Origin of the sequence: Lachnoclostridium sp. An169 (genome assembly GCF_002160525.1) — a bacterium.
GTDB lineage: Bacteria > Bacillota > Clostridia > Lachnospirales > Lachnospiraceae > Mediterraneibacter > Mediterraneibacter cottocaccae.
This window is the reverse complement of the sequence record NZ_NFKT01000003.1, coordinates 1-20,156: the sequence shown is the minus strand read 5'-3', so window position 1 is coordinate 20,156 and position 20,156 is coordinate 1. Positions and strand designations below refer to the sequence as shown.

Sequence of the window (20,156 nt, the reverse complement as noted above, 5' to 3'; positions counted from 1 at the left end):
ATGTCCCGCCCGGAACTTTGATAATAAAGTTTATGACTGATCCGGGATGTTTATGACAGGAAATGCGACCTACGATCCCATCTGCCGTCCGAGGAAATCTGCCGCGCTTGCCGCCACCTTCTGTTCCAGTTCCCCGAACTTTTTCTTATCGTCTTTATTCAATATCGTCACGCCGCCGATCACATCTCCCTCGCTGATAATCGGGCAGACAGCCTCATCCATAAAATCTGTCATATCCGGAATGACTTTTATAAATCCCGTCTGCCCCGCCTTTTCCAGCAGCATCTTCCGCTCCTGCAGCACTTTTTCCAGTTCCTTACTGATAAACTGATCCTGCAGTTCCTTCTTTCCTGCCCCGGACGCGGCAACCACCTGATCCATATCCGTGATGCATACCGTACAGCCGAGCGTCTGCGAAAGACTCTCCGCGTAGAGCTTCGCCAGTGTTCCCAGCTCACCAATAGGGGAATATTTTTTCAGAATAATCTCCCCCTCGCGGTCCGTAAATATCTCAAGCGGATCACCTTCGCGTATCCTGAGCGTCCTTCTTATTTCCTTCGGGATGACGACGCGCCCAAGATCGTCGATCCGCCTTACTATCCCTGTCGCCTTCATATAAAAAATCCTCCGTTTTACAAATTTCTACATTCTTACTTCTTTCTGTCAGTAAATGTAGTATCTGTAAAACAGAGGAAAATATGCATTCTACTTATATCACATTATCTCACATCTATTCCACATCCTGAAGCGCTGCAAGATCTTCTTCGCCGGTTCTCACCTTCACCACTCTCGTCACGTTATAGACGAAGATCTTGCCGTCTCCGATATGCCCTGTATAGAGTGCTTTCTTTGACGCCTCAATCACGGCATCCACCGGAATCTTGCTGACCACGACTTCCACTTTCACCTTTGGAAGCAGATTCGCATCCATCTCGACACCACGGTATTTCTCGCCTGCTCCTTTCTGGATTCCGCAGCCCATAACCTGGGTCATGGTGATGCCGGTTACGCCCAGATCATTGAGTGCCGTCTTCAGAGCATCGAACTTGGACAGCCTGCAGATAATGCTGACCTTATGCATGCCGGTGTCGTACACACCGTCCACGACAGTTTTCTGATTCACTACTTTCACCGCCGCATCAACCTGAGCCTTGGAAGCTTTTGCGTAGTCGTCTTCTCCAAGATCTGTATTTTCATTCACATCCATATCCATTCCGGTCATATCGTTGATGGCAAATCCGGAGTATGCAGATGCAAGGCCGTGCTCGTGAATATCCAGTCCGTCGATCTCGACCTGTGCCGGGACACGGAGTCCGACCGTCTTGTCAATGATCTTGAACACGATAAACATGACGACAAGCACATATGCTGCAACCGAGACAACACCGAGTGCCTGAATGCCCAGCTGTGCAACACCGCCGCCGTAGAAAAGACCTTTTGCCACGCCGTCACCGCCGTTGCTGAAAAGTCCCACAGCAAGTGTTCCCCAGATACCGTTTACCATATGCACGGATACAGCGCCCACCGGATCATCGATTTTTGCAACATTATCGAAAAATTCAACAGAAAGCACAACCAGGAAACCTGCCACAAGTCCGATGAAGAATGCTCCTACCGGTGTCACGCAGTCACAGGGTGCAGTGATCGCCACAAGTCCTGCCAGAGCCGCGTTAAACGTCATGGACACATCCGGTTTGCCGTAGCGCAGCCAGGTAAAGATCATTGCCACAACTGTGGAAACTGCCGCTGCAAGGTTTGTATTGAACATAACGAGGGACGCCAGTTCCATATCTGCATCTGTTGTCATTGCAACCGTGGAACCGCCGTTGAATCCAAACCAGCAGAACCAGAGAATGAACACGCCCAGTGCCATGGCTGTAATATTATGTCCCGGAATCGCTCTTGCCTTTCCGTTCTTATCATATTTTCCGATACGTGGTCCAAGCATGGCAGCGCCCAGGCATGCGATCAGGCCGCCGACCATATGTACGCAGGTGGATCCCGCGAAATCATGGAAGTTCAGACTTGAAAGCCATCCGCCGCCCCAGATCCAGTGTCCGGAGATCGGATAGACGATCAGGCTGATCGCTGCACTGTAAATAATGCACCTCGGAGGAAATTTCTCCTCCGGATGCACATCTTTGTACCGGTTCAGGTATTTTTATGGTAAAAGTAAAGGCGCTTCGGAATCTCTTCCAAAAACGCCCTTGCTTTTATGGGTTATACTTTACTCCTTGAAAATGCAGTTGTCAAGAAGCATGTTAAGATTTCGCTAATTTTTGTGATTTCTTCTTGATTTTTCACTTTTCTCTGATCATTTTCATGCTATTTTACAATAGCCGGGGCATATAGATACGCCCCGCGTTATTTCATCCCCTGATACTCCTGGGCAATATTCAGGGCATGATCGCCCATTCTCTCAAAATCTGTAAGGATCTCCGAGAACACGATTCCGCTCTGAGGCTTGCATTTTCCTTTTTTCAGGCGCTGCATCTGCTTCTTGAAATATTTGTCGCGCAGATCGTCCGTCTTCTGCTCAAGGAGTACCGCCTGGCTGAGTACCCGGTCGGCATTGTCCGAAGTGACTTCCTTCACATTATCCAGAGACTGGACGCACTGCTTTTTCATCTCCTCCAGCTCTTCCAGCACATTGTCCGAAAACTGCAGATCCCACTTTTTCATATCATCGGCATACTCCGCGATATTGACCGCATGGTCGCCGATCCGCTCAAGGTTGCTGATGATGGCATAGTATCCGTTGATCTTCCGGGAGTCGTCCGTGGACATCTCGCTCGCCATGAGGGAGACCACATACTCGGAAATTCCCTTGTTGAGGAAATCGATGTACTCTTCCCGCTCCGCGACTTTCCGTCTGGACTTCTCATCATATTTAATCAGAGTGTCAAATGCATCTGAAATATTTTTACAGACCATATCCCGCATACGTCCGACCTCATCCCGCACCTGGGAAACCGCGACAGCGCTGTGTCCGATCGCATAGGATGACTCAAAGGGACGGATATATTTCAGACGCAGGTCCTCGTCGTCCTCCTTCTTGCTGTCCGGAAGGATCTTCACCGCCAGGTCGGCCATCTGGGTGCCGAACGGCAGCAGAATCAGCGTGGTCACAATATTGAAAATCGTGTGAGCATTGGCAATCTGTCTGACCGGATCTCCCGGGGAAATCGCCTCAACCAGACTGACATACGGCGTCGTCATACAGATCACGGTAAAGATGATGGTACCGATAATATTAAACATCAGGTGAATGATGGTGGTTCTCTTTGCATTGACCTTCATGCCGATGGAGGCCAGAACTGCCGTGATACAGGTTCCGATATTCTGTCCGAAGAGCACGTACACCGCACTTGAAAGGGGGATCATTCCTGTTGCCGCCAGCGCCTGGAGAATACCCACTGACGCGGAAGAGGACTGAATGATCGCGGTGAACACTGCACCCACAAGAATGCCGATCAGCGGATTGCTGAACTTGGTCATAAGGTTGATGAACGCCTCTGAATCCTGCAGCGGTTCCATGGCGGTTCCCATCATGTTCATTCCCATAAAGAGGATACCGAGACCTGCAAAAATACTGCTGATATGGTGAGCTTTCTCATTTTTCACAAACATCATGACAGCCACACTGATGATAGCGATCAGCGGTGCAATGGCTCCGATATCCAGAGCGATCAGCTGTCCGGTGATGGTCGTACCGATATTGGCTCCCATGATGATCCAGACCGCCTGATAAAGCGTCATAAGGCCGGAATTTACAAAGCCCACAACCATAACGGTGGTCGCGGATGACGACTGGATGACCGCGGTAATCGCCGCGCCCACAAGCACGCCTTTGATACGGTTTGACGTCAGTTTCTCAAGGATCGACTTCATTTTGTTGCCGGCTGCGGCCTCAAGCCCATTGCTCATCATCTGCATTCCATACAGGAAGAGCGCCAGTCCGCCCAGCAGTGAAAGTACATCTGTAATGCCCATTACTCCTTCTCCTTTGTGTAAACACTGTTAACTTATATTCATTTTTACGCACTATTATCAAAATAACATGCCGTGCTCCGGCATGTCAATGCATATTTTACATTTCATAACACTTTCCTAACATATTTCTAACACATTCATAACACAATATTAACCTGTATCACTGTCCCTTGAAAACTGCACTTTATTCTGCTAAAATCGTAGACAGGGCAAACGCCTTTTTCAAAGATTTCTGTGATCCTTATACCAACTGACAAGGAGTGGGAATAACCATGAGTTTAAAGATACCGATCGAGACTTCTGCACGGCATATCCATATTACCGCGGAGGATTTTGAGACACTGTTCGGGCCCGGGGCGCGCCCCACGTTTTCAAAAGAATTGAGCCAGCCCGGCCAGTACGCCTGTAAGGAACGTCTGGCTGTCGTCGGTCCCAAAGGCCGATTTGAAAAGGTCGTCATCCTCGGTCCCTGCCGGAGCGAGACCCAGGTTGAGATCTCTGTGACGGATGCCCGAAGGCTGGGGATCAGAAGCGTCATACGTCAGTCCGGCGATCTGGAGGGCACGCCGGGGTGTACACTGATCGGTCCGAAAGGAAAGGTTGAACTGGAAAAAGGCGTTATCGTGGCAAAACGGCATATCCATATGACGCCCGTGGATGCGATCCGGGCACACGTAAAGGATAATGACATCGTCTTTGTCATCACCACCAGTTATGAGCGCTCGCTCATTTTTTCCGATGTGGTGGTTCGCGTAAGCCCTTCCTACCGGCTTGCCATGCACGTGGATACTGATGAGGCGAATGCATTTGCCAACGAGGACAATCCCACCGGAGTTATCCTCAAGCTGTTCAACGGACACACCTACAGTCTTCAGACCTGGGCAGATGAGCTTCAGGCGGGAATACACAGATAAAACAAAATTCTGAGGAGGAAATGAAACTATGAGTAAAATTGATGAAGTAAGAAGCGCTATGGTTGCGGCCATGAAGGCCGGCGACAAGGAGAGAAAGGCTGCACTGTCCTACCTTCTCTCATCCCTGAAAAACAAGGCTATCGACAAACGTGCCGATCTGACCGAGGAGGAAGAAAGCCAGGTAATCCTCAAAGAGATCAAACAGCTCAAAGAGACCCTGGAGACAACGCCCGCAGACCGGACGGATCTCATCGAAGAGTGTCAGAAACGGCTTTCCGTCATCGAGGAATACGCTCCGAAAATGATGAGCGACGACGAGATCCGCGCGGTTGTAAACGAGGTCCTCTCCGAGCTGGGAATCGATGCTCCGACTGCAAAGGACAAGGGAAAGATCATGAAAGAACTTATGCCGAGAGTCAAGGGAAAGGCAGACGGAAAGGCAGTGAACGCCATCGTTGCCTCCCTGATGCAGTAGGAGGAGCTTCCGGACTATGTTTATTCTGATCTTCGAGCAGCAGGTGAAGATGTTCTTCATCATGCTGCTCGCATTTTTCTGCTATAAAATCAAACTGGTTGACCAGAACGGGAACCGCACCGTATCCAATCTTCTTCTCATGGTGGTCAATCCCCTTCTGATCCTGACCGTGTACCAGACCGACTATGATCCGCATCTGGTGCAGGGACTGATGTGGGCATTTGCGGCTGCCGTCATATCCCACATTGCCGCAATTATCATCGGCTCCGTCCTCGTCCGCAGCAAAAGCGGGGCGGATTACTGCATCGAGCGCTTCAACGCCATTTATTCCAACTGCGGCTTTATCGGAATCCCGCTGATCGGAAGCGTACTGGGGGACACCGGAGTATTCTATCTGACCGCCTACATGGTCACTTTCAACATCTTTACCTGGACCCACGGGGTAATGCTGATGGAGAAGAAGTTTTCCCTGGAGAACTTAAAAGAGGGAGTACTCTCCCCCTCTTTTCTTGCGGCACTTGCAGCGGTAATCCTCTTTTTCCTGCAGGTCCGCCTGCCCTCCGTCCTGCTCGACTCCATGCAGTATGTGGCGGACATGAACACGCCCCTTGCCATGATGGTGGCAGGCTTTTCCGTGGCACAGGCTGACCTGACCAGGATGTTCCGGAATGTGCGGATGTATTACATCTGTCTGATCAAACTGTTCCTCATCCCGGCTGCCATGGTGCTGATTCTTCTGCTCATGCCGGTCTCATCGGAAGTGACCATCACCATCCTCATCGCCACAGCCTGCCCGGCTGCCACAACCGGAACAATGATGGCGATCCGCTACAGACAGAACTACGCCTATTCATCTGAGATCTTCGCCATGTCCACTGTTCTGTCGGTTCTTTCCATACCGGCGGTCGTCCTGGTGGCCGAGCAGCTGCTCTACTGAGGCTGACGCGATTTTTCCCTGTCTCTCGACTCCCATTTCCGGTAAATCGCCTCCAGGGCATCCACCGCGCCGTCGATTCCGAGCAGGCTCACATTGAACATCATGCTGTTTCCTTCAATGCTCCCCCACTCCCGTCCGGTTCTCGACTCGTAATAGAGCTTTCTGTCCCGGTCGGTTTTGCGGATCTTCTCTTTTGCCCGCCGCTCATCCAGGTTGTACAGCTTCATGATCCGGTTGAGCCGGTCCTCCTTGTATGCGTAGATAAATGCATTGATACAGTTGGAGTAATCCCCCAGAATGTAGTCCGCGCAGCGCCCCACAAAGATGCCCGGACCTTTTTCCGCCAGTTTGCGGATGATCGCCGACTGCCGCTCAAACACCCGGTCCGTCAGCGGCATCCCGGATGCATCGCTTGTGATAAATGCCCGGTACTCCAGGCTGTTTGCCGCATAGGCGGACAGGAACCTTCCCAGAACCGTCTCATCCACCTTCGTCGCATCCTCGTTGCTGATGCGCAGCTCCTGGGCAGCCATGCGGATCAGGTTGTGGTCGTAAAGGGGAATGTCAAGCCTCTCTGCCAGGCGGTTGCCCACCTCATGCCCTCCGCTTCCGAACTGTCTGCCGATTGTAATAATTGTGTGCTGCATCATATCTGTCACTCCTCCCCGCGGATTATTGTGCGGCGGACCCGGTCCGCCTCTTTACTGACAGTATAACATTTTCAGGGCAATTTGCACAGACAATTCTGCATTTTCAGCCTCACGTCCGGTTTCCTCCGCTGACAATCCTGTAATACTCCCTGGACGTCACCAGATAGACGAGCACGTAGAACAGGGCGAATACGGCAAAGGTGGCAGCGGTCACCAGGATCAGCAGCATCCTGTCTGTAGAGAGCATCAGGAGCAGGAGCTTGGCGATCAGCGGGAAGGCAAAGACCAGATGGACTCCCGCCGCGATCAGGGGCAGGAAGAACACAGTCAGCACCTGGGAATTGATGCTCTGCCGGATCTCTTTCCGGCTCATTCCCACTTTCATGAGGATGGCGAACCGGTCCTGATCCTCATAACCCTCCGAGATCTGCTTATAGTACATGATCAGCACTGTTCCGAAGAGGAATACCGCTCCCAGCAGTACGCCCAGGAAGAACAGTCCCCCGGTCAGGCCATAGTATCCTGACCGCTCCGCTTCTCTGCACTCCGTATAGGTAATGGGCCACTCATCGCCCTCTGCTGTCCCTGCAGCCCGGAGCTCGCTCACGGCATCGTCGATCTCCTTCCCCACCTCGATTTTTTCCTCAGAGGGACAGTCCATGTCAAATCCGTAATATTCGCAGCTGTGGGACATCAGTTTTTCCCCGTAGACTACTCCCTGACCCGCCTCGATCCTGTCGAGAACCCCCAGGTCTTTCACCAGGATATAGTACGTGCTCGTAACCGCAGCCATATCCCCGCCCATGGGGATGAAGTCGTCCAGAATGCCTTTCACCTTCCATGTGCCGCACTCTTCCAGGGTGATGGTATCGTAATCATAGTCCGCCCGCACTCCGGATATATACACCTCATCTTCCGCAAGGGTAAGGTTCTCTCCCATAGCGGCATTGTAGTCCTCCAATGGAAGGACATAGATGCTGCGGATTCCGGACATGAGATTCACGCCGTCCTGAAATGCCACATCGGTATCAAAATAGATCATATCCTCCTTCTGGTATCCGGAGGTTCCCAGATAACGGTAGTTGATGATATTTTCCTCTGTCAGCCCGTGCTTTTCCATAACGCTGTCAATGGCGTCATACACAGGCGTGACGTATTTTTCCCGGTCCATGGAGTAGATCTCCAGCGTCAGATCCCGGGGATACCGCTTCACCAGACTGGTCTCGGAGCCCGCATACAGGCAGACCGTGGATGACACGGTGACGAGCACCATGGTGGAAAGGATACAGATGGACGCAAGTCCGGCTCCGTTCCTCTTCATCCGGTAGATCAGGGATGACAGTGATACAAAATGTTTCGTTTTATAGTAATAGCTCTTATTCTTCTGGAGCAGCCGGCACAGAGCCACACTGCCTGCAATGAACAGAAGATAGGTGGCAATGATCACCATCACGACCGCCACAAAAAACAGGAGCATCGCCGTCATCACGTCGTCGATGGTTACAGCCAGATAATATGCCCCCGCCAGCAGGATAACTCCTGCCAGGGCTAGGATCCAGTTCGCCTTCGGCGGCTTCTCTCCCACGCTCTCGCTGCGCAGCATCTCCACCGGGCGGGAACGGAAGATGTAGAACAGCATCCGCAGCATGATCAGGAAGAAGAGTCCCACGAACAGGACTGCCGTGGTCACCGCCACGTCCGGGCGCACTGTCATGGAGAACCCCGCATTTCCGCCCAGGATCTTCGCCGCCACCATCTCCCCCAGTTTGGAGAAGAGGATTCCGCAGGCAAGCCCCAGCACAAGAGAGACAACTGCTGTCAGCACATTCTCCCAGAAGAGGATCTTCACAAGATTCCGTTTTCCCATTCCAAGGATATTGTAAAGTCCGAACTCCCTCTGCCTCCTGCGGATCAGGAAGGAATTCGTATAATACAGAAAGATCAGGGAGAAGATGGCGATCACAAACACGCCAAGTCCCAGAAATCCCTGCATGGTTGCACCGCCGGGCACATTTTTAAAGTCGTCGCTGACCGAGAGATACAGTACGATATAGAACATCATGATCATGCAGACACAGGTAAGAATATAGGGAAAATACAGTTTCCGGTTCTTCATGATCCCCGTGCCTGCCAGCTTTATATAAAATCCGCCCCTCATTTTCTCTCACCGCCTGTCGCAAGCATGGTCAGGGTATCCGATATCTTCTGATAGAGCTGTTCATCCGACATCACGCCCCGGTAAACCTGATGGAAGACCTCCCCGTCCTTGATAAAGAGCACCCGCCCCGCCCGGCTTGCCGCCTTCACGGAATGGGTCACCATGAGGATCGTCTGCCCCATCTCGTTGATTCTGGCAAAGAGCGCCAGAAGTTCATCCGTGGACTTGGAATCCAGGGCGCCGGTTGGCTCATCCGCCAGGATCAGCTTTGGCTCCGTGATCAGAGCCCGTGCCACAGCCGCCCTCTGCTTCTGCCCTCCGGACACCTCATAAGGATATTTGTCCAGCAGCATGTCAATCCCCAGTTCCTTTGCCACCGGAGTGATCCGCTTCGCCATCTCCCTGTGAGGCATGCCCTGCAGGACGAGCGGCAGAAGAATATTGTCCCGCAGATTGAAGGTGTCGAGCAGGTTGAACTCCTGGAACACAAACCCCAGATTGTCCCGGCGGAACCGGGCGATGTCCTTTTCTTTCACCGAGCTGAGAGGCTTCCCTTCCAGATATACCTCCCCTTCTGTGGGTCTGTCGAGGGCAGCCAGGATATTGAGCAGCGTAGTCTTACCGGATCCGCTCTCCCCCATGATCGCCACATATTCTCCCGCCTCCACGGAAAAGGACACCCGCGAGAGGGCCTGCACCTGATTTCCGCCGAAACGGGGCCTGTATATTTTCTTTATGTTTTTCACATCCAAAACAGCCATGATTTATGACCTCCTTCTCAAGTTCTGAAATCAGTATAACAAAACAGCCGGAACGCCAACATCGAATCCCGTGACATTCCGACTGTCCTGTGTGACATTTTTGTAATGTTGCGGCAGATCGCTCCGCCTGGAATGGATCGCTCCGCCCGGAACGGATCACTCCGCCTGGAACGGATAGCTGTCAAGCTCCACCGTAAACCTGCTGCCCTCTCCCAGAACCGACTCCGCTGACAGCCTGTGTCCCAGCCGGTCCGCCGCCGTCCTGCACAGATAGAGCCCGATTCCCGTGGATTTCTTATCCAGCCTTCCGTTGTACCCGGTGTATCCCTTCTCAAAGATACGGGGCAGATCTTCCGGCGCAATGCCGATCCCCGTATCCGACACGCTCATCCGCTTCTTCTCATCCACTGTGATCGTGATGGAACCGCCGGGAGCGGTATACTTGACTGCATTGGACAACAGCTGTTCCAGAATAAATGACAGCCATTTCTCATCCGTCAGCACCTTCTCGTCCGTTCCCTCATAGACAAGGCGGATCTTCCTGCGGATAAACTGCCCCGCGAACTTGCGCACTGCTTTCCGGATGATATCGTCCAGGCTGTACTCCTGGATCACCAGATCCGATGCATCTGCTCCCAGCCGCACATAGCAGAGCGCCATCTCCACATACTGTTCGATGCGGAACAGCTCGGCTTTCAGCTCCTGGTTCTCCTGGGTGTCGTCCTGCTGCAGGAGTACCCGCATCACGGCAATGGGAGCCTTGATCTGGTGAACCCATGTGGCGTAATAGTCTTCCATATCCTGCCGGGCGTTCTCCCCGTGTTCCTTCTCCCGCCGTCTCAACGACTCTTCCCTGCGCACAAGATCCTGGTAGTCCTCCTCCAGGACCCCCTCCGGTGCAGGGAGCGCATCGCCCACGCCTTCCTTCCCCTTCTTAAGGCTTTCCAGAATCCGGTGTTTTCTGCGGAAATCAAGGAAGCCCCAGAGGAAAAATCCGACACTGACAAGCGCGCACAGCAGAAGGGGATACCAGACTGCTGCCATGGTGATCCCGTACAGGGCAAATATCACCGCAAAGCAGACGGAACACAGGACTGCCCAGATGATCACCTTCTTCACTTTACAGATATACTGAAACAAAAGCTTCACCGGTTCCACCTCTTCCTTCCGCTCACTCTGCCGTCAGGATATATCCGCCGCCCACCTTTGTGGTAATAAAATTGTGAAGTCCCGCATTTTCAAGCTTTTTCCGCAGACGGGCAATATTGACGGTGAGCGTGTTCTCCTCAATATAGTTGTCCGTCTCCCACAGCTTGGTCATGAGAGTGTCCCGGCTTACAAGCCGCCCCTTGTTCTCCATCAAAGTCTGCAGGATGCGGAACTCGTTTTTCGTCAGGCTGATCTTCTCTCCCTCGTAGGTCAGCGTGGTGTCGTACAGGTTCAGCACCGCGCCTCTGTGTTCCAGAATCGGCACCTTTCCGGACAGGTCGTAGGTCCGCCTCAGAACCGCCTGCACCTTCGCCGTCAGCACGCTCAGGTCAAACGGCTTGGCAATGAAGTCATCGCCGCCCATATTCATGGCCATAATGATGTTCATGTTGTCCGCCGCCGATGAGATAAAAATCACCGGCACATTGGAAATCCTGCGGATCTCACTGCACCAGTGGTATCCGTTAAAAAACGGAAGCGTGATATCCATGAGAACCAGATGCGGATCATAGTCCGTAAACTCCGCGAGCACGTTCCTGAAATCTTCCACATACTCCGCCTCGTTTCCCCAGGCGGTCATCTCTTTGCGGATCGCCTGTGCCATGGCCAGATCGTCCTCAACAATCAGAATCTTGTACATTCCTTCTACCTTCCTTTTTCAGCCCAGAATCTGAATCGCCGCGTCCTCGTCTCCGGTGATGGAAAAACCTGTCTTCTCGTAAAATCCCGCCATCAGCACCTCGTACTGCGCCGGTCCTTCATATCCCACGGGCGCAAGCTTGTAGCCGAGAGGCGCGCGGATCAGTGTGACGCCCTTCCTGCTGAGCTGGTCCAGGATCTCGATCATGCATACACTGCCATACCCTTTTCCCCTCAGCCTTATGTCCGTGACATAGAAATCAATAATCTCCGCCTTGAACTTCGTCTCAAGGAAATACTGGAGATGGAACACGGGCGCGCCGTCCTCGAACACATCCACATTTTCTCCCTGGTAATGAAACTCCAGAATATGGGCACTTTTGTCGGAAAGGGTAACGCCTCTGAAATAATCTTTTCTTATGTATAGTGCTATCGCCATAATCTTTGCCTTCCTTTTCTTCCGGTAAAAGATTTCTGTCTGCACCAGTCATTATAACAACCGGGGCAGGGAAAAACAACGCTGTTTCTGTAAAAAATCTGTCGGCGCCAAACCGGAAAACAAAAGGGCTCCGTCCGCTCTGCTGCGCTGCAAAGTCGGGGAAGCCCTGTATCTTTGATCCGTTTACCCGATCATATCTTTCAGTCCGGAAAACAGTTTCATGTCGGAATCCACCAGTCTGGCCTCGGAGCTCACCGTCTCCTGCCCCGGTCTGGTCACCTTCAGTTCGATCACCGTGTCCTCCGGCATGCCCTCGCCGCCGAACTGCTCCAGCACGAAATGGAAGAATTCCGGGTGATTGTCAATGAATGCCCTGCGCTCATTGACCACTTTCATTACTGACATTGGATTGATCATCTGTACCATACACCTCGCTTATCAGTCTTTTTGCCTCTGCGACACTGTTCTCATCCGGAATAATCACATAGAGCTGCTGTCCCGGCATGGAGAAGGTCTCCGCATATGTGCTCTGTCCGTCAGAAGTATAGGATGTGATGTTCCAGGTTGCCATATCGGACAGCTGCATCTTCACCAGCGCCGCGATCTGTTCCTGAGGCATGTTCGTCTCGAAACTTCCCGCCACCGCATTCATAACCGAATTATAGTTTGTCAGGAGCGAGGATGACGCCGCCTTGTTGATCACCGCACGGATAACTTCCATCTGGTTCTTCGCCCTCTGGAAATCTCCCGCCGCGAAACTGTACCTCTCACGGGCAAATGCAAGCGCTTCCAGACCGTTGAGCTGGTTGTATCCCTGATGGTACTCTTTGATATTCTGTACCGTGAAATCATAGTCCGAATAAACATCAATGCCGCCGAGCGCATCGATAATCTCGATAAATCCGGTAAAATTCACCCGCAGATAATAATTGATATCAATGCCATACAGCCGCTCCAGCGCATCCATGGAAGCGTCAACGCCGTAAATGCCGGCGTGGGTCAGCTTGTCCTTTGCGCCCCCCGTCACGGAAAAGTCCACATAATAATCACGGGGTGTGGAGAGAAGAAGGATGTTCTTCGTCTTCGTGTTCACCACCGCCAGAATATTCACATCACTTCTGGAACGGGCAGATATGCCGCCGTAGGTGTCAATTCCGCTCAGGTACATGATAAAGGACTCCGGAACATCCTGCGGGACTTCCTCCTCCGGCTGTTCCGTCACTACCTTGTGGGAAACAGATGTGATCTCCCTGAGATCCGTGGAAACCCATTCGTAGCCTTCCACATCGCCTGCGATTCCCACATAGGCACCGTTCATGATAATCGCGCCTATGGTTCCGCTTTTGAGTTCATCCAACATGGTAAACATGCTGTCATATTCCGTAATGTTCAGCTGCCGCCCCAGGGTTCCCTGAAGCTCCTCAACCGTCTTGTCCGTATTCTCCCTGTCAATATTGCTTGTAATACCGAACTGGTATGTGGCCACATCCGTCAGGACCTGCGCCGGGTCATCCTGCATGACGTAGACACTGACTACATCTGTCTCCGTCTCCGTCGTGGAAACCTGCCGGATCGTTGTATCCATCTTGTCCACATAGTAACATCCCGCGATACATGCAACAGCCAGTAACACGCACAATACGTCTCCTATGATTCCCGTGGCGAACTTCTCCTGCATGATGGCAAACAGCACTGCCAGGATCGCCAGGACGATTCCCAGGATCAGGAGATATTTCACCGGCAGCATGTCAAGCCCGATACAGAAAATGATCAGGACGAACGCTGCCACTGCGTACACTGCGATAAACGAGTAACCGACCATCTTGCGGATCGGCAGACCTCTTCGCTTTTTTCCTTCCATCGTATATCAACCTCTTTTGGTATTTTCTGAGCATGCCGGCATAAACAGACATACACAGAAGCTATTATAGCAGTCTGACCCGGATTTTACAATATTATTCTGAAATACGGCAAAATCCGGCAAGACCTGCAAAGTAGAAAAACTGCTCTTCGCGCAACTTATGGGGCTCCTGCTGACAACTTCCGGTTATCCGGTTATCTTCCCGCATACCGGCGGACGATCTCCTGCATTTTGTCAAACTGCTGCTCCATCTCGTCCACAAGGCGGAACTGGGTCCTTGCACGGACCAGATTGTGTTCCGGATATTCGGTCTTGAAATAAGTATCTCCCTGAAGATAATCCGTGAGGAAACGGATGCCGCACTCCAGCGTCATCAGCCGCGCTCCCCAGGGCAGACTCTCGATCTCCTGTTCCGTCAGCACGTCCCCCGTCTCCTCCAGATAGCCTTTCACATAGAGCTCATAGAGGGAGATGTCAAAGTGCACGAGATCCAGATCCGGCTCGTCCTCCGCCGCCGTGGCAGCGCCGAACCGGATCGAATCTCCGAAATCATTGGCAGCAAGCCCCGGCATGATGGTATCCAGGTCGATGATGCACAGACCTTTTCCCGTCTTTCCGTCAAATAAAATATTGTTCAGCTTCGTGTCGTTGTGGGTCACGCGCAGGGGAAGCCGTCCCTCCTCCTGCCATTTTACAAGCACGCCGCAGTCCGCCTCCCTTGCCAGGACAAACTCCGTCTCCCTCCGGCAGGACGCCGCACGGTTCTTCAGATCCCTCTTTAAGGCAACCTGGAACGCGCCGAAGCGTTTCACCGTATTGTGGAAATCCGGGATCGTCTCCACCAGCTTCTCCGCCGGGTAATCACTGAGCTGCTTCAGGAAATGTCCGAAGCTGCTGCCCGACTGGTAAAACTGCTCCGGCTCCTCCACCTGCTGGTAACACACCGAATCCGGGATGTAGTTATAACACCTCCAGGGCTCCCCTTCGCTGTCCTCGAAATAGTTGCAGCCGCTCTTCGTCTTGATGTAGGAAAGCGTCTCCCTGTCCGGATCACCGCCCTCCCGGCGGATTACATTTCTCAGATATTCCGTCACCCCGAAAATGTTGTCCATCACCCCTGCCGGGTCCTTGAACACGTTGCTGTTGACCCGCTGCAGCACATAGGAGAGCTCGTCCCCGTCCTCCCCGGGCATGTACACCGCATAAGTCTCGTTGATGTGTCCCGCGCCGAAAGGCTTGACATAGCTGCACCTGGGGCCGAAGCCGAAGGCATAGATGGCATCCTCCAGATCCCGGTCATTTACCCCGTCTATTTTTCTCCGGGTGGAGAAAATGACCTCTCCTGCCTCCACCTTCTGCTTTGAGACAATACTGCAGTTCGCCTTCACCACGCTTCCCAGGCCGATATGCGCGCCGCAGGCCACAAAGGAATCGTGATCCACCACCGCGCCGCTGTTGACAAGGACGCCGTGCTCGATGACCGTGTGGGTATTGACCACCGCCCGCTGCATGATAAAGCTTCCGCTCCCGATCACCGCACTGGGACTGACCACTGCCGACGGATGGATGATCGCCGGCACATGATACCCTGCCTCCATCAGCTTCTCCGTCCAGTACAGCCGCATGTTGTTGTCCCCCAGGGCTGCCACCGCCGTGTCATATTCTTCGCGGAAATCCTCATAGTCGCAGCACTTTCCCACCACATCCCTGTCGCGGACTGCATCGTCAAGGAACACCACCTTCTCATAGCCGAGCAGGACTGCCGTCTCCTGGATCATATGGCCGAAGCCGCCTGCGCCCAAAATCAGTAAACTCTTCATTGTACTGTAACCCCTTTCTTCCCGGTACCAATTATTGTTATATTATAGACGCTTTTCCCGTCTTCTGGCAAGAAAAAGTAGAAGAATCCCTGTTTTATCTTGAGCCATAACGGTCTTTTGTGCTATATTGGTTGAGTATTTTTTGGATTGATTTCAAACAGGAGTTTTGTTTTGGGCAATTGGGGTAATATAAAGTTACTGATAAACTGCATAGCGAACGACATGATGGAACCGATCGGATATATTCCCTTCGGGCTGATTTCGGGCATCCTGTACCTGGTCATTTTGCATGCCAGGAGGAGTTTCCGGAGAAAAAATAATCTGCCGGAAATGAAAAAGGTCTCCCCGCGCGCTGCCGTGCAGAAGGACCTCATTCATTTTCTCATCATCGTATATGCCGGCGTTCTCCTGAAACTGGCTTTCTTTTCCCGCGAGCCGGGATCGAGGACGGGAATCAGTCTGCTCCCCTTTGAGACATGGGGCACGACCGAGATCGCCCATGCCTTTTTTATCGAGAACATCCTCATGTTCATCCCCTTCGGCGTCCTGCTGCCCCTGGCGTCCGCGCGATTCCGAAAACCTGCGGTATGTATTCTCTCCGGACTGCTCTGCAGCACATGCCTCGAACTGATGCAGCTGATCACCCAGCGGGGATTCTGCCAGCTCGACGACATTATGACCAATACCCTCGGGACAGCGATGGGCTTCGTTCTCTTCTCTGCAGGGCGCCGGCTGAAAGACAGATTCGCCCGCTCCCGCTAGGCATTCTCTTTTCCCGGACATTATTCTTTCATATTCATTTCATCCCCGGTGTGGTATCTGTGTTCCCGGTTTACCTGCAGAAGACACATTGTCACCACGCCGAGAATCAGCCCCAGAAACAGCCCTCCTATGAATGCTGCCAGTACCATTTCCCATCAACTCCCCTTAATTTGTTCTCACTTTCTACGGATTTTCAGTATCTGCTGAAAGTGTACCCCTTTAAAGAAAGTTTATGCGGGGTGAGGGGAAATCATGCGGAGAATGGGTTGGATGGGAAACAGTGAAAATTTTTTCATATTTTTACCTGACTCCTACGCAGGATATGGAAATTCCGGTTTGCCGCAGCTGTTCAATAACATCCATTCCCTTTTTCTGTCCGAGTAAAAAAAGAGCTGTGGAAAGGATGTCGCCATATACCGCAATATCTGTTATGACTGACACACTTGAAAAATCTGAAACAGAGCAGATACCGCTTTGAGGATTTATCAAATGACTGTAAATTATTCCGTCTTTTTCAAAATAATGTTCATACCATGAAGAAGTTGAAATTGCCTGATCTTTCAATACTACTTCTGTTACAATCTTATCAGATTCGTCCGGATCTCGAATCCCTATTTTCCATCCTTCTGCCGCAGGTGAAGGACTGCCCAGTACATAAATGTTTCCGCCAAAGTTCAGGCAGGCATTTTGCACCTGTTTATTTCTTAAATAATGTATAACCCTGTCCAGTGCAAAACCTTTCCCGGATGCACCGGGATGTATAGTGATTCCCGGAACGTCGATCATAACTTCCGTTGTTTCAGGATTCAGATGAATATGTTCCATCCCCGAATTGTACAAGATCTTTTTCATGATTTCCGATTCCGGAACGCTCTCCTGCTTTTGGCATTCCTCCCAATATCTGATGCCATTTCCAATGGTTGGATCAAAAATACCATAGCAGTATTTTGAAGCCGTTTTATTAACTTTTAGAAAATCATATAGCATGTTCGAGACGTGATAAGGAATCAACGGTCTGTAACAGGCACATAATCGGGATAATTCCGATCTAGGATCATAAATATTCAGTGTGTCCTGCACCTGAAAAGCAATTTCCCGACAAGCCGACAGTATTTCTTTTCCATCACACTCTCTTTCTATTTTAATCATGCAATAAGTTTCATATGCATTAAAATATATTTCCGCAAATTCAAAAGGCCTGCTATTTTTTGTAGAGTTTTCTATACTCATTTGGCGTCATCCCCGTTTTATCCTTAAAAATTTTTGTAAAATACGCAAAATTATCATACCCCACCCGGGCAGAAACGACACTGACCGGGATATTCGTAGATGTCAGTAACTTTTTAGCCTCATCTATCCTTTTAAAAATTATATAACCGCTGATAGACATTCCTGTCTTCTTTTTAAAAATCCGGGATAAATAATCCGGATTCAGAAAAACCAGACGGCTCAGTTCATCACGGGTCAGATTACTTTGGAAATGATTGTCTATATACTCTTTTATCTTATCTGCAAAATCAGATGACTTCCCGCTCTCATTATTATAACCGGATGCTTTCATCAGCAGATAATCTACATATTCAAGCATGTTATGAACAGACAGGGCCGCTTTGCTGTAGAACATCATATTTTCTTCATTGTCAAACAGCAGATGTGCATATACATGAACAGAATCCAGATAGGAATAAATCATCTGAGTGATATCTATTCCAAACTGTTGCAGATTTCGTGAACTGAGATAATTTTTTTCTTCAAGTTCTTTAAGAAAATACCGGACGGCTTTTTTCAACTCTTCCGTTTTTCCTTCCCGAAGAAATCCGGTCCAAATACTCGTATCCGGATATATCCTGGGCATATTGACCGGCTGATATGATGCTAAAAGCACAATATTCTGATCATTTCTGGGAGCATCCAGCATCATTGCATTTATATTCTGAATATCGTCAAATACCAGATCAATAACACTCCACATACCTATGCCCAAAAAGAATTTTTCCTTCCTGTCTTTCATACATTTATCGAGTTCAGCTGTAAAAAACTGCACTGCTGATTCCAGTTTACTGTTTTCCGTATTCATGTAGGCTTTTAACACAAAAACTGTTGTGCTTTCCGAGATACGCTTTCCGATTTCAAAAAAGACGCATGGCTGCTCCTGATCCGTCTGCTTTAATGCTCCGCAGATATCAATTATATTTGCTTCAATGCATGCGGCTGTAATACTCCCAGGAGTATACGCCTGGACAATTACAGGCAGAAATATCATTTCTCTGATATATGTCAAACCGCATTCATCAATAAATGAATCCAGCGAGATACTGTTTTTTAAAATGCTCCCCGTTATAACACAGCTCCAGAAGTGTTCTTTCACCTTCTGCTTATTCTGTTCCCAGTACTGGTTGGTTTGCTGCATCCGTTCATTTTCTTTCATCTTTACTGCATTTTCCAAAGCCTTCCCAATGGCACGCTCTAACAAATTATAGTCAACCGGTTTTAATATATATTCCAGACTCCCCAGCTCAATTGCCTTATGTGCATACTCGAATTTGGCATAGCCTGTCAGAAATATTACCTGAACTCTAAAATGTCTTGCCCTCATCCAGTCAACAAAATCCAGCCCCGTCTCACGCGGCATCTCAATATCGCAGATAACAATATCGATATCATGTCTCAGAAACATCTGTTTCGCAGCTGTTACCCCCAGGGCATAAAACACGTGCTCTATGTCTACAGATTCCCAATGGATATTCTGTTGAATCCCCTGGATAACGTGAAAGTCATCATCAACTATCAGCATATTCATGTACATTTCTCCTCTGGGCATGTCCATCCGAAGGAATATGGATTTCTACCACAGCTCCATTCAACGGACTGTTATAAAAATGGATTTTTGCAAGGCTATTGTATGTAAATTTTAATCGCTTTATTGCATTTGAAATACCAATGTGATTATTTTCATTTTCTGCATATGTATCTGTATTTTCTAATTTCTTCAGAAGTTCCGCTGAAAAGCCGGGGCCGTTATCCATAATACAGATACTCGCATAATCCTGATTATTAATGTTCTCCGAATAAACGGTTACAGTTAGCATAAGTCTGTCATCAAAACTCATGGCATATTTCACTGAATTTTCTACAAAAGTCTGAATAATCAGAGGCGGGATTTTCACCTCTCTTGACTCATCATCCTGTTCAAGGTAATATTCAAAAGCCTGTCCGAAACGAAGCTTCTGAATTTTCAGATAATGTTCAATATGTTCCAGTTCCTCCCATAAATATACTAAATTCCGTTCATTATTAAATAAGTATCTCATATACCCCGCTGTCATTGCAGCCATCAATGAAGCCTGGGAATATTGTTTCAGATCGATCATATTATAAATAAAGTTCAGACAATTCAGATAAAAGTGCGGTTCTATCTGCAGTTTTAAAGTAAGTAGGTAATCATCCGTATCTTCAAATCCCTTCCTGCATTTGATAAGATGTTCTCAAATGATGGAGGTGATACCAATAGAGATGGATGGCAATAAAATCTCAAAAA

The 20,156-nt window shown here is 50.1% G+C and carries 20 protein-coding genes; 4 read left to right on the top strand and 16 right to left on the bottom strand.

What is annotated here, in order from left to right; all coding sequences use genetic code 11:
• Positions 1-69: 69 nt before the first annotated feature.
• The 3 genes from spoVT to B5F07_RS02975 form a co-directional block, all read right to left on the bottom strand.
• Positions 70-615, bottom strand: a complete 546-nt coding sequence (gene spoVT, locus B5F07_RS02985; protein ID WP_087159804.1) for a stage V sporulation protein T — start codon at positions 613-615, stop codon at positions 70-72.
• A gap of 115 nt (positions 616-730) precedes the next feature.
• Positions 731-2,137, bottom strand: coding sequence for an ammonium transporter (locus tag B5F07_RS02980; protein ID WP_242972412.1), 1,407 nt, complete (start codon positions 2,135-2,137; stop codon positions 731-733).
• A 227-nt stretch (positions 2,138-2,364) separates the two neighbouring features.
• Positions 2,365-3,993, bottom strand: coding sequence for a Na/Pi cotransporter family protein (locus tag B5F07_RS02975; RefSeq protein WP_087159802.1), 1,629 nt, complete (start codon positions 3,991-3,993; stop codon positions 2,365-2,367).
• 272 nt (positions 3,994-4,265) lie between these two features.
• Here B5F07_RS02975 and B5F07_RS02970 point away from each other — a divergent pair, with 272 nt between their 5' ends.
• Genes B5F07_RS02970 through B5F07_RS02960 form a run of 3 tightly spaced genes read left to right on the top strand, consistent with a single transcriptional unit; the run spans position 4,266 to position 6,319 of the window.
• On the top strand, positions 4,266-4,907 hold the full coding sequence (locus B5F07_RS02970) for a PduL/EutD family phosphate acyltransferase (RefSeq protein WP_087159801.1): 642 nt from the start codon (positions 4,266-4,268) through the stop codon (positions 4,905-4,907).
• Between the two features lie 28 nt (positions 4,908-4,935).
• On the top strand, positions 4,936-5,382 hold the full coding sequence (locus tag B5F07_RS02965; protein WP_087159800.1) for a GatB/YqeY domain-containing protein: 447 nt from the start codon (positions 4,936-4,938) through the stop codon (positions 5,380-5,382).
• Between the two features lie 16 nt (positions 5,383-5,398).
• Positions 5,399-6,319, top strand: coding sequence for an AEC family transporter (locus B5F07_RS02960; RefSeq protein ID WP_087159799.1), 921 nt, complete (start codon positions 5,399-5,401; stop codon positions 6,317-6,319).
• On the opposite strand, the gene B5F07_RS02955 is transcribed toward B5F07_RS02960, so the two are convergent.
• From B5F07_RS02955 to B5F07_RS02915, 9 genes are all read right to left on the bottom strand, one after another.
• Positions 6,313-6,969 carry a cytidylate kinase-like family protein gene (locus B5F07_RS02955; protein WP_087159798.1) on the bottom strand — a complete coding sequence of 219 codons (657 nt, stop codon included), beginning with the start codon at positions 6,967-6,969 and terminating at the stop codon, positions 6,313-6,315. The two genes, B5F07_RS02960 and B5F07_RS02955, sit on opposite strands and share 7 nt — an antisense overlap.
• 109 nt (positions 6,970-7,078) lie before the next feature.
• Positions 7,079-9,127, bottom strand: coding sequence for an ABC transporter permease (locus tag B5F07_RS02950; RefSeq protein WP_087159797.1), 2,049 nt, complete (start codon positions 9,125-9,127; stop codon positions 7,079-7,081).
• A complete protein-coding gene (locus tag B5F07_RS02945; protein ID WP_087159796.1) occupies positions 9,124-9,888 on the bottom strand; it encodes an ABC transporter ATP-binding protein in 765 nt (254 codons plus the stop codon). Before B5F07_RS02945 ends, B5F07_RS02950 begins: the two co-directional genes overlap by 4 nt.
• Before the next feature lie 156 nt (positions 9,889-10,044).
• On the bottom strand, positions 10,045-11,037 hold the full coding sequence (locus B5F07_RS02940; protein ID WP_242972411.1) for a sensor histidine kinase: 993 nt from the start codon (positions 11,035-11,037) through the stop codon (positions 10,045-10,047).
• Between the two features lie 22 nt (positions 11,038-11,059).
• Positions 11,060-11,737 carry a response regulator transcription factor gene (locus B5F07_RS02935; protein WP_087159795.1) on the bottom strand — a complete coding sequence of 226 codons (678 nt, stop codon included), beginning with the start codon at positions 11,735-11,737 and terminating at the stop codon, positions 11,060-11,062.
• An 18-nt stretch (positions 11,738-11,755) separates the two neighbouring features.
• Positions 11,756-12,175, bottom strand: a complete 420-nt coding sequence (locus B5F07_RS02930) for a GNAT family N-acetyltransferase (protein ID WP_242972410.1) — start codon at positions 12,173-12,175, stop codon at positions 11,756-11,758.
• A gap of 183 nt (positions 12,176-12,358) precedes the next feature.
• A complete protein-coding gene (locus B5F07_RS02925; RefSeq protein ID WP_140397975.1) occupies positions 12,359-12,580 on the bottom strand; it encodes a hypothetical protein in 222 nt (73 codons plus the stop codon).
• Positions 12,555-14,036, bottom strand: a complete 1,482-nt coding sequence (locus B5F07_RS02920; RefSeq protein WP_087159793.1) for an LCP family protein — start codon at positions 14,034-14,036, stop codon at positions 12,555-12,557. Before B5F07_RS02920 ends, B5F07_RS02925 begins: the two co-directional genes overlap by 26 nt.
• Positions 14,037-14,230: 194 nt before the next feature.
• Complete coding sequence (locus B5F07_RS02915; protein ID WP_087159792.1) at positions 14,231-15,856, bottom strand: phosphotransferase; 1,626 nt, start codon at positions 15,854-15,856, stop codon at positions 14,231-14,233.
• Positions 15,857-16,027: 171 nt separating this feature from the next.
• On the opposite strand from B5F07_RS02915, the gene B5F07_RS02910 reads away from it, so the two are divergent.
• Positions 16,028-16,618, top strand: a complete 591-nt coding sequence (locus tag B5F07_RS02910; RefSeq protein ID WP_242972409.1) for a VanZ family protein — start codon at positions 16,028-16,030, stop codon at positions 16,616-16,618.
• 20 nt (positions 16,619-16,638) lie between these two features.
• On the opposite strand, the gene B5F07_RS02905 is transcribed toward B5F07_RS02910, so the two are convergent.
• The 4 genes from B5F07_RS02905 to B5F07_RS02890 form a co-directional block, all read right to left on the bottom strand.
• Entirely contained in the window at positions 16,639-16,767 is a 129-nt protein-coding gene (locus tag B5F07_RS02905) for a DUF3789 domain-containing protein (protein WP_087159790.1), read from the bottom strand.
• Positions 16,768-16,918: 151 nt separating this feature from the next.
• On the bottom strand, positions 16,919-17,848 hold the full coding sequence (locus tag B5F07_RS02900; protein WP_087159789.1) for an FAD:protein FMN transferase: 930 nt from the start codon (positions 17,846-17,848) through the stop codon (positions 16,919-16,921).
• Positions 17,820-19,418 (bottom strand): response regulator, encoded by a 1,599-nt coding sequence (locus B5F07_RS02895; RefSeq protein WP_162613043.1) that lies wholly within the window; start codon positions 19,416-19,418, stop codon positions 17,820-17,822. The genes B5F07_RS02900 and B5F07_RS02895 overlap by 29 nt, the downstream gene beginning before the upstream one ends.
• Positions 19,399-20,040, bottom strand: a complete 642-nt coding sequence (locus B5F07_RS02890; RefSeq protein ID WP_275533106.1) for a sensor histidine kinase — start codon at positions 20,038-20,040, stop codon at positions 19,399-19,401. Before B5F07_RS02890 ends, B5F07_RS02895 begins: the two co-directional genes overlap by 20 nt.
• Between the last annotated feature and the right edge of the window lie 116 nt (positions 20,041-20,156).

What these genes read in the sequence shown, in the direction of transcription:
- spoVT (WP_087159804.1), bottom strand. Translation starts at nt 615, where the DNA reads ATGAAGGCGACAGGGATAGTAAGGCGGATCGACGATCTTGGGCGCGTC.
- B5F07_RS02975 (WP_087159802.1), bottom strand. Translation starts at nt 3,993, where the DNA reads ATGGGCATTACAGATGTACTTTCACTGCTGGGCGGACTGGCGCTCTTC.
- B5F07_RS02970 (WP_087159801.1), top strand. Translation starts at nt 4,266, where the DNA reads ATGAGTTTAAAGATACCGATCGAGACTTCTGCACGGCATATCCATATT.
- B5F07_RS02965 (WP_087159800.1), top strand. Translation starts at nt 4,936, where the DNA reads ATGAGTAAAATTGATGAAGTAAGAAGCGCTATGGTTGCGGCCATGAAG.
- B5F07_RS02960 (WP_087159799.1), top strand. Translation starts at nt 5,399, where the DNA reads ATGTTTATTCTGATCTTCGAGCAGCAGGTGAAGATGTTCTTCATCATG.
- B5F07_RS02955 (WP_087159798.1), bottom strand. Translation starts at nt 6,969, where the DNA reads ATGATGCAGCACACAATTATTACAATCGGCAGACAGTTCGGAAGCGGA.
- B5F07_RS02950 (WP_087159797.1), bottom strand. Translation starts at nt 9,127, where the DNA reads ATGAGGGGCGGATTTTATATAAAGCTGGCAGGCACGGGGATCATGAAG.
- B5F07_RS02945 (WP_087159796.1), bottom strand. Translation starts at nt 9,888, where the DNA reads ATGGCTGTTTTGGATGTGAAAAACATAAAGAAAATATACAGGCCCCGT.
- B5F07_RS02935 (WP_087159795.1), bottom strand. Translation starts at nt 11,737, where the DNA reads ATGTACAAGATTCTGATTGTTGAGGACGATCTGGCCATGGCACAGGCG.
- B5F07_RS02930 (WP_242972410.1), bottom strand. Translation starts at nt 12,175, where the DNA reads ATGGCGATAGCACTATACATAAGAAAAGATTATTTCAGAGGCGTTACC.
- B5F07_RS02925 (WP_140397975.1), bottom strand. Translation starts at nt 12,580, where the DNA reads ATGTCAGTAATGAAAGTGGTCAATGAGCGCAGGGCATTCATTGACAAT.
- B5F07_RS02920 (WP_087159793.1), bottom strand. Translation starts at nt 14,036, where the DNA reads ATGGAAGGAAAAAAGCGAAGAGGTCTGCCGATCCGCAAGATGGTCGGT.
- B5F07_RS02915 (WP_087159792.1), bottom strand. Translation starts at nt 15,856, where the DNA reads ATGAAGAGTTTACTGATTTTGGGCGCAGGCGGCTTCGGCCATATGATC.
- B5F07_RS02905 (WP_087159790.1), bottom strand. Translation starts at nt 16,767, where the DNA reads ATGGTACTGGCAGCATTCATAGGAGGGCTGTTTCTGGGGCTGATTCTC.
- B5F07_RS02900 (WP_087159789.1), bottom strand. Translation starts at nt 17,848, where the DNA reads ATGAGTATAGAAAACTCTACAAAAAATAGCAGGCCTTTTGAATTTGCG.
- B5F07_RS02895 (WP_162613043.1), bottom strand. Translation starts at nt 19,418, where the DNA reads ATGAATATGCTGATAGTTGATGATGACTTTCACGTTATCCAGGGGATT.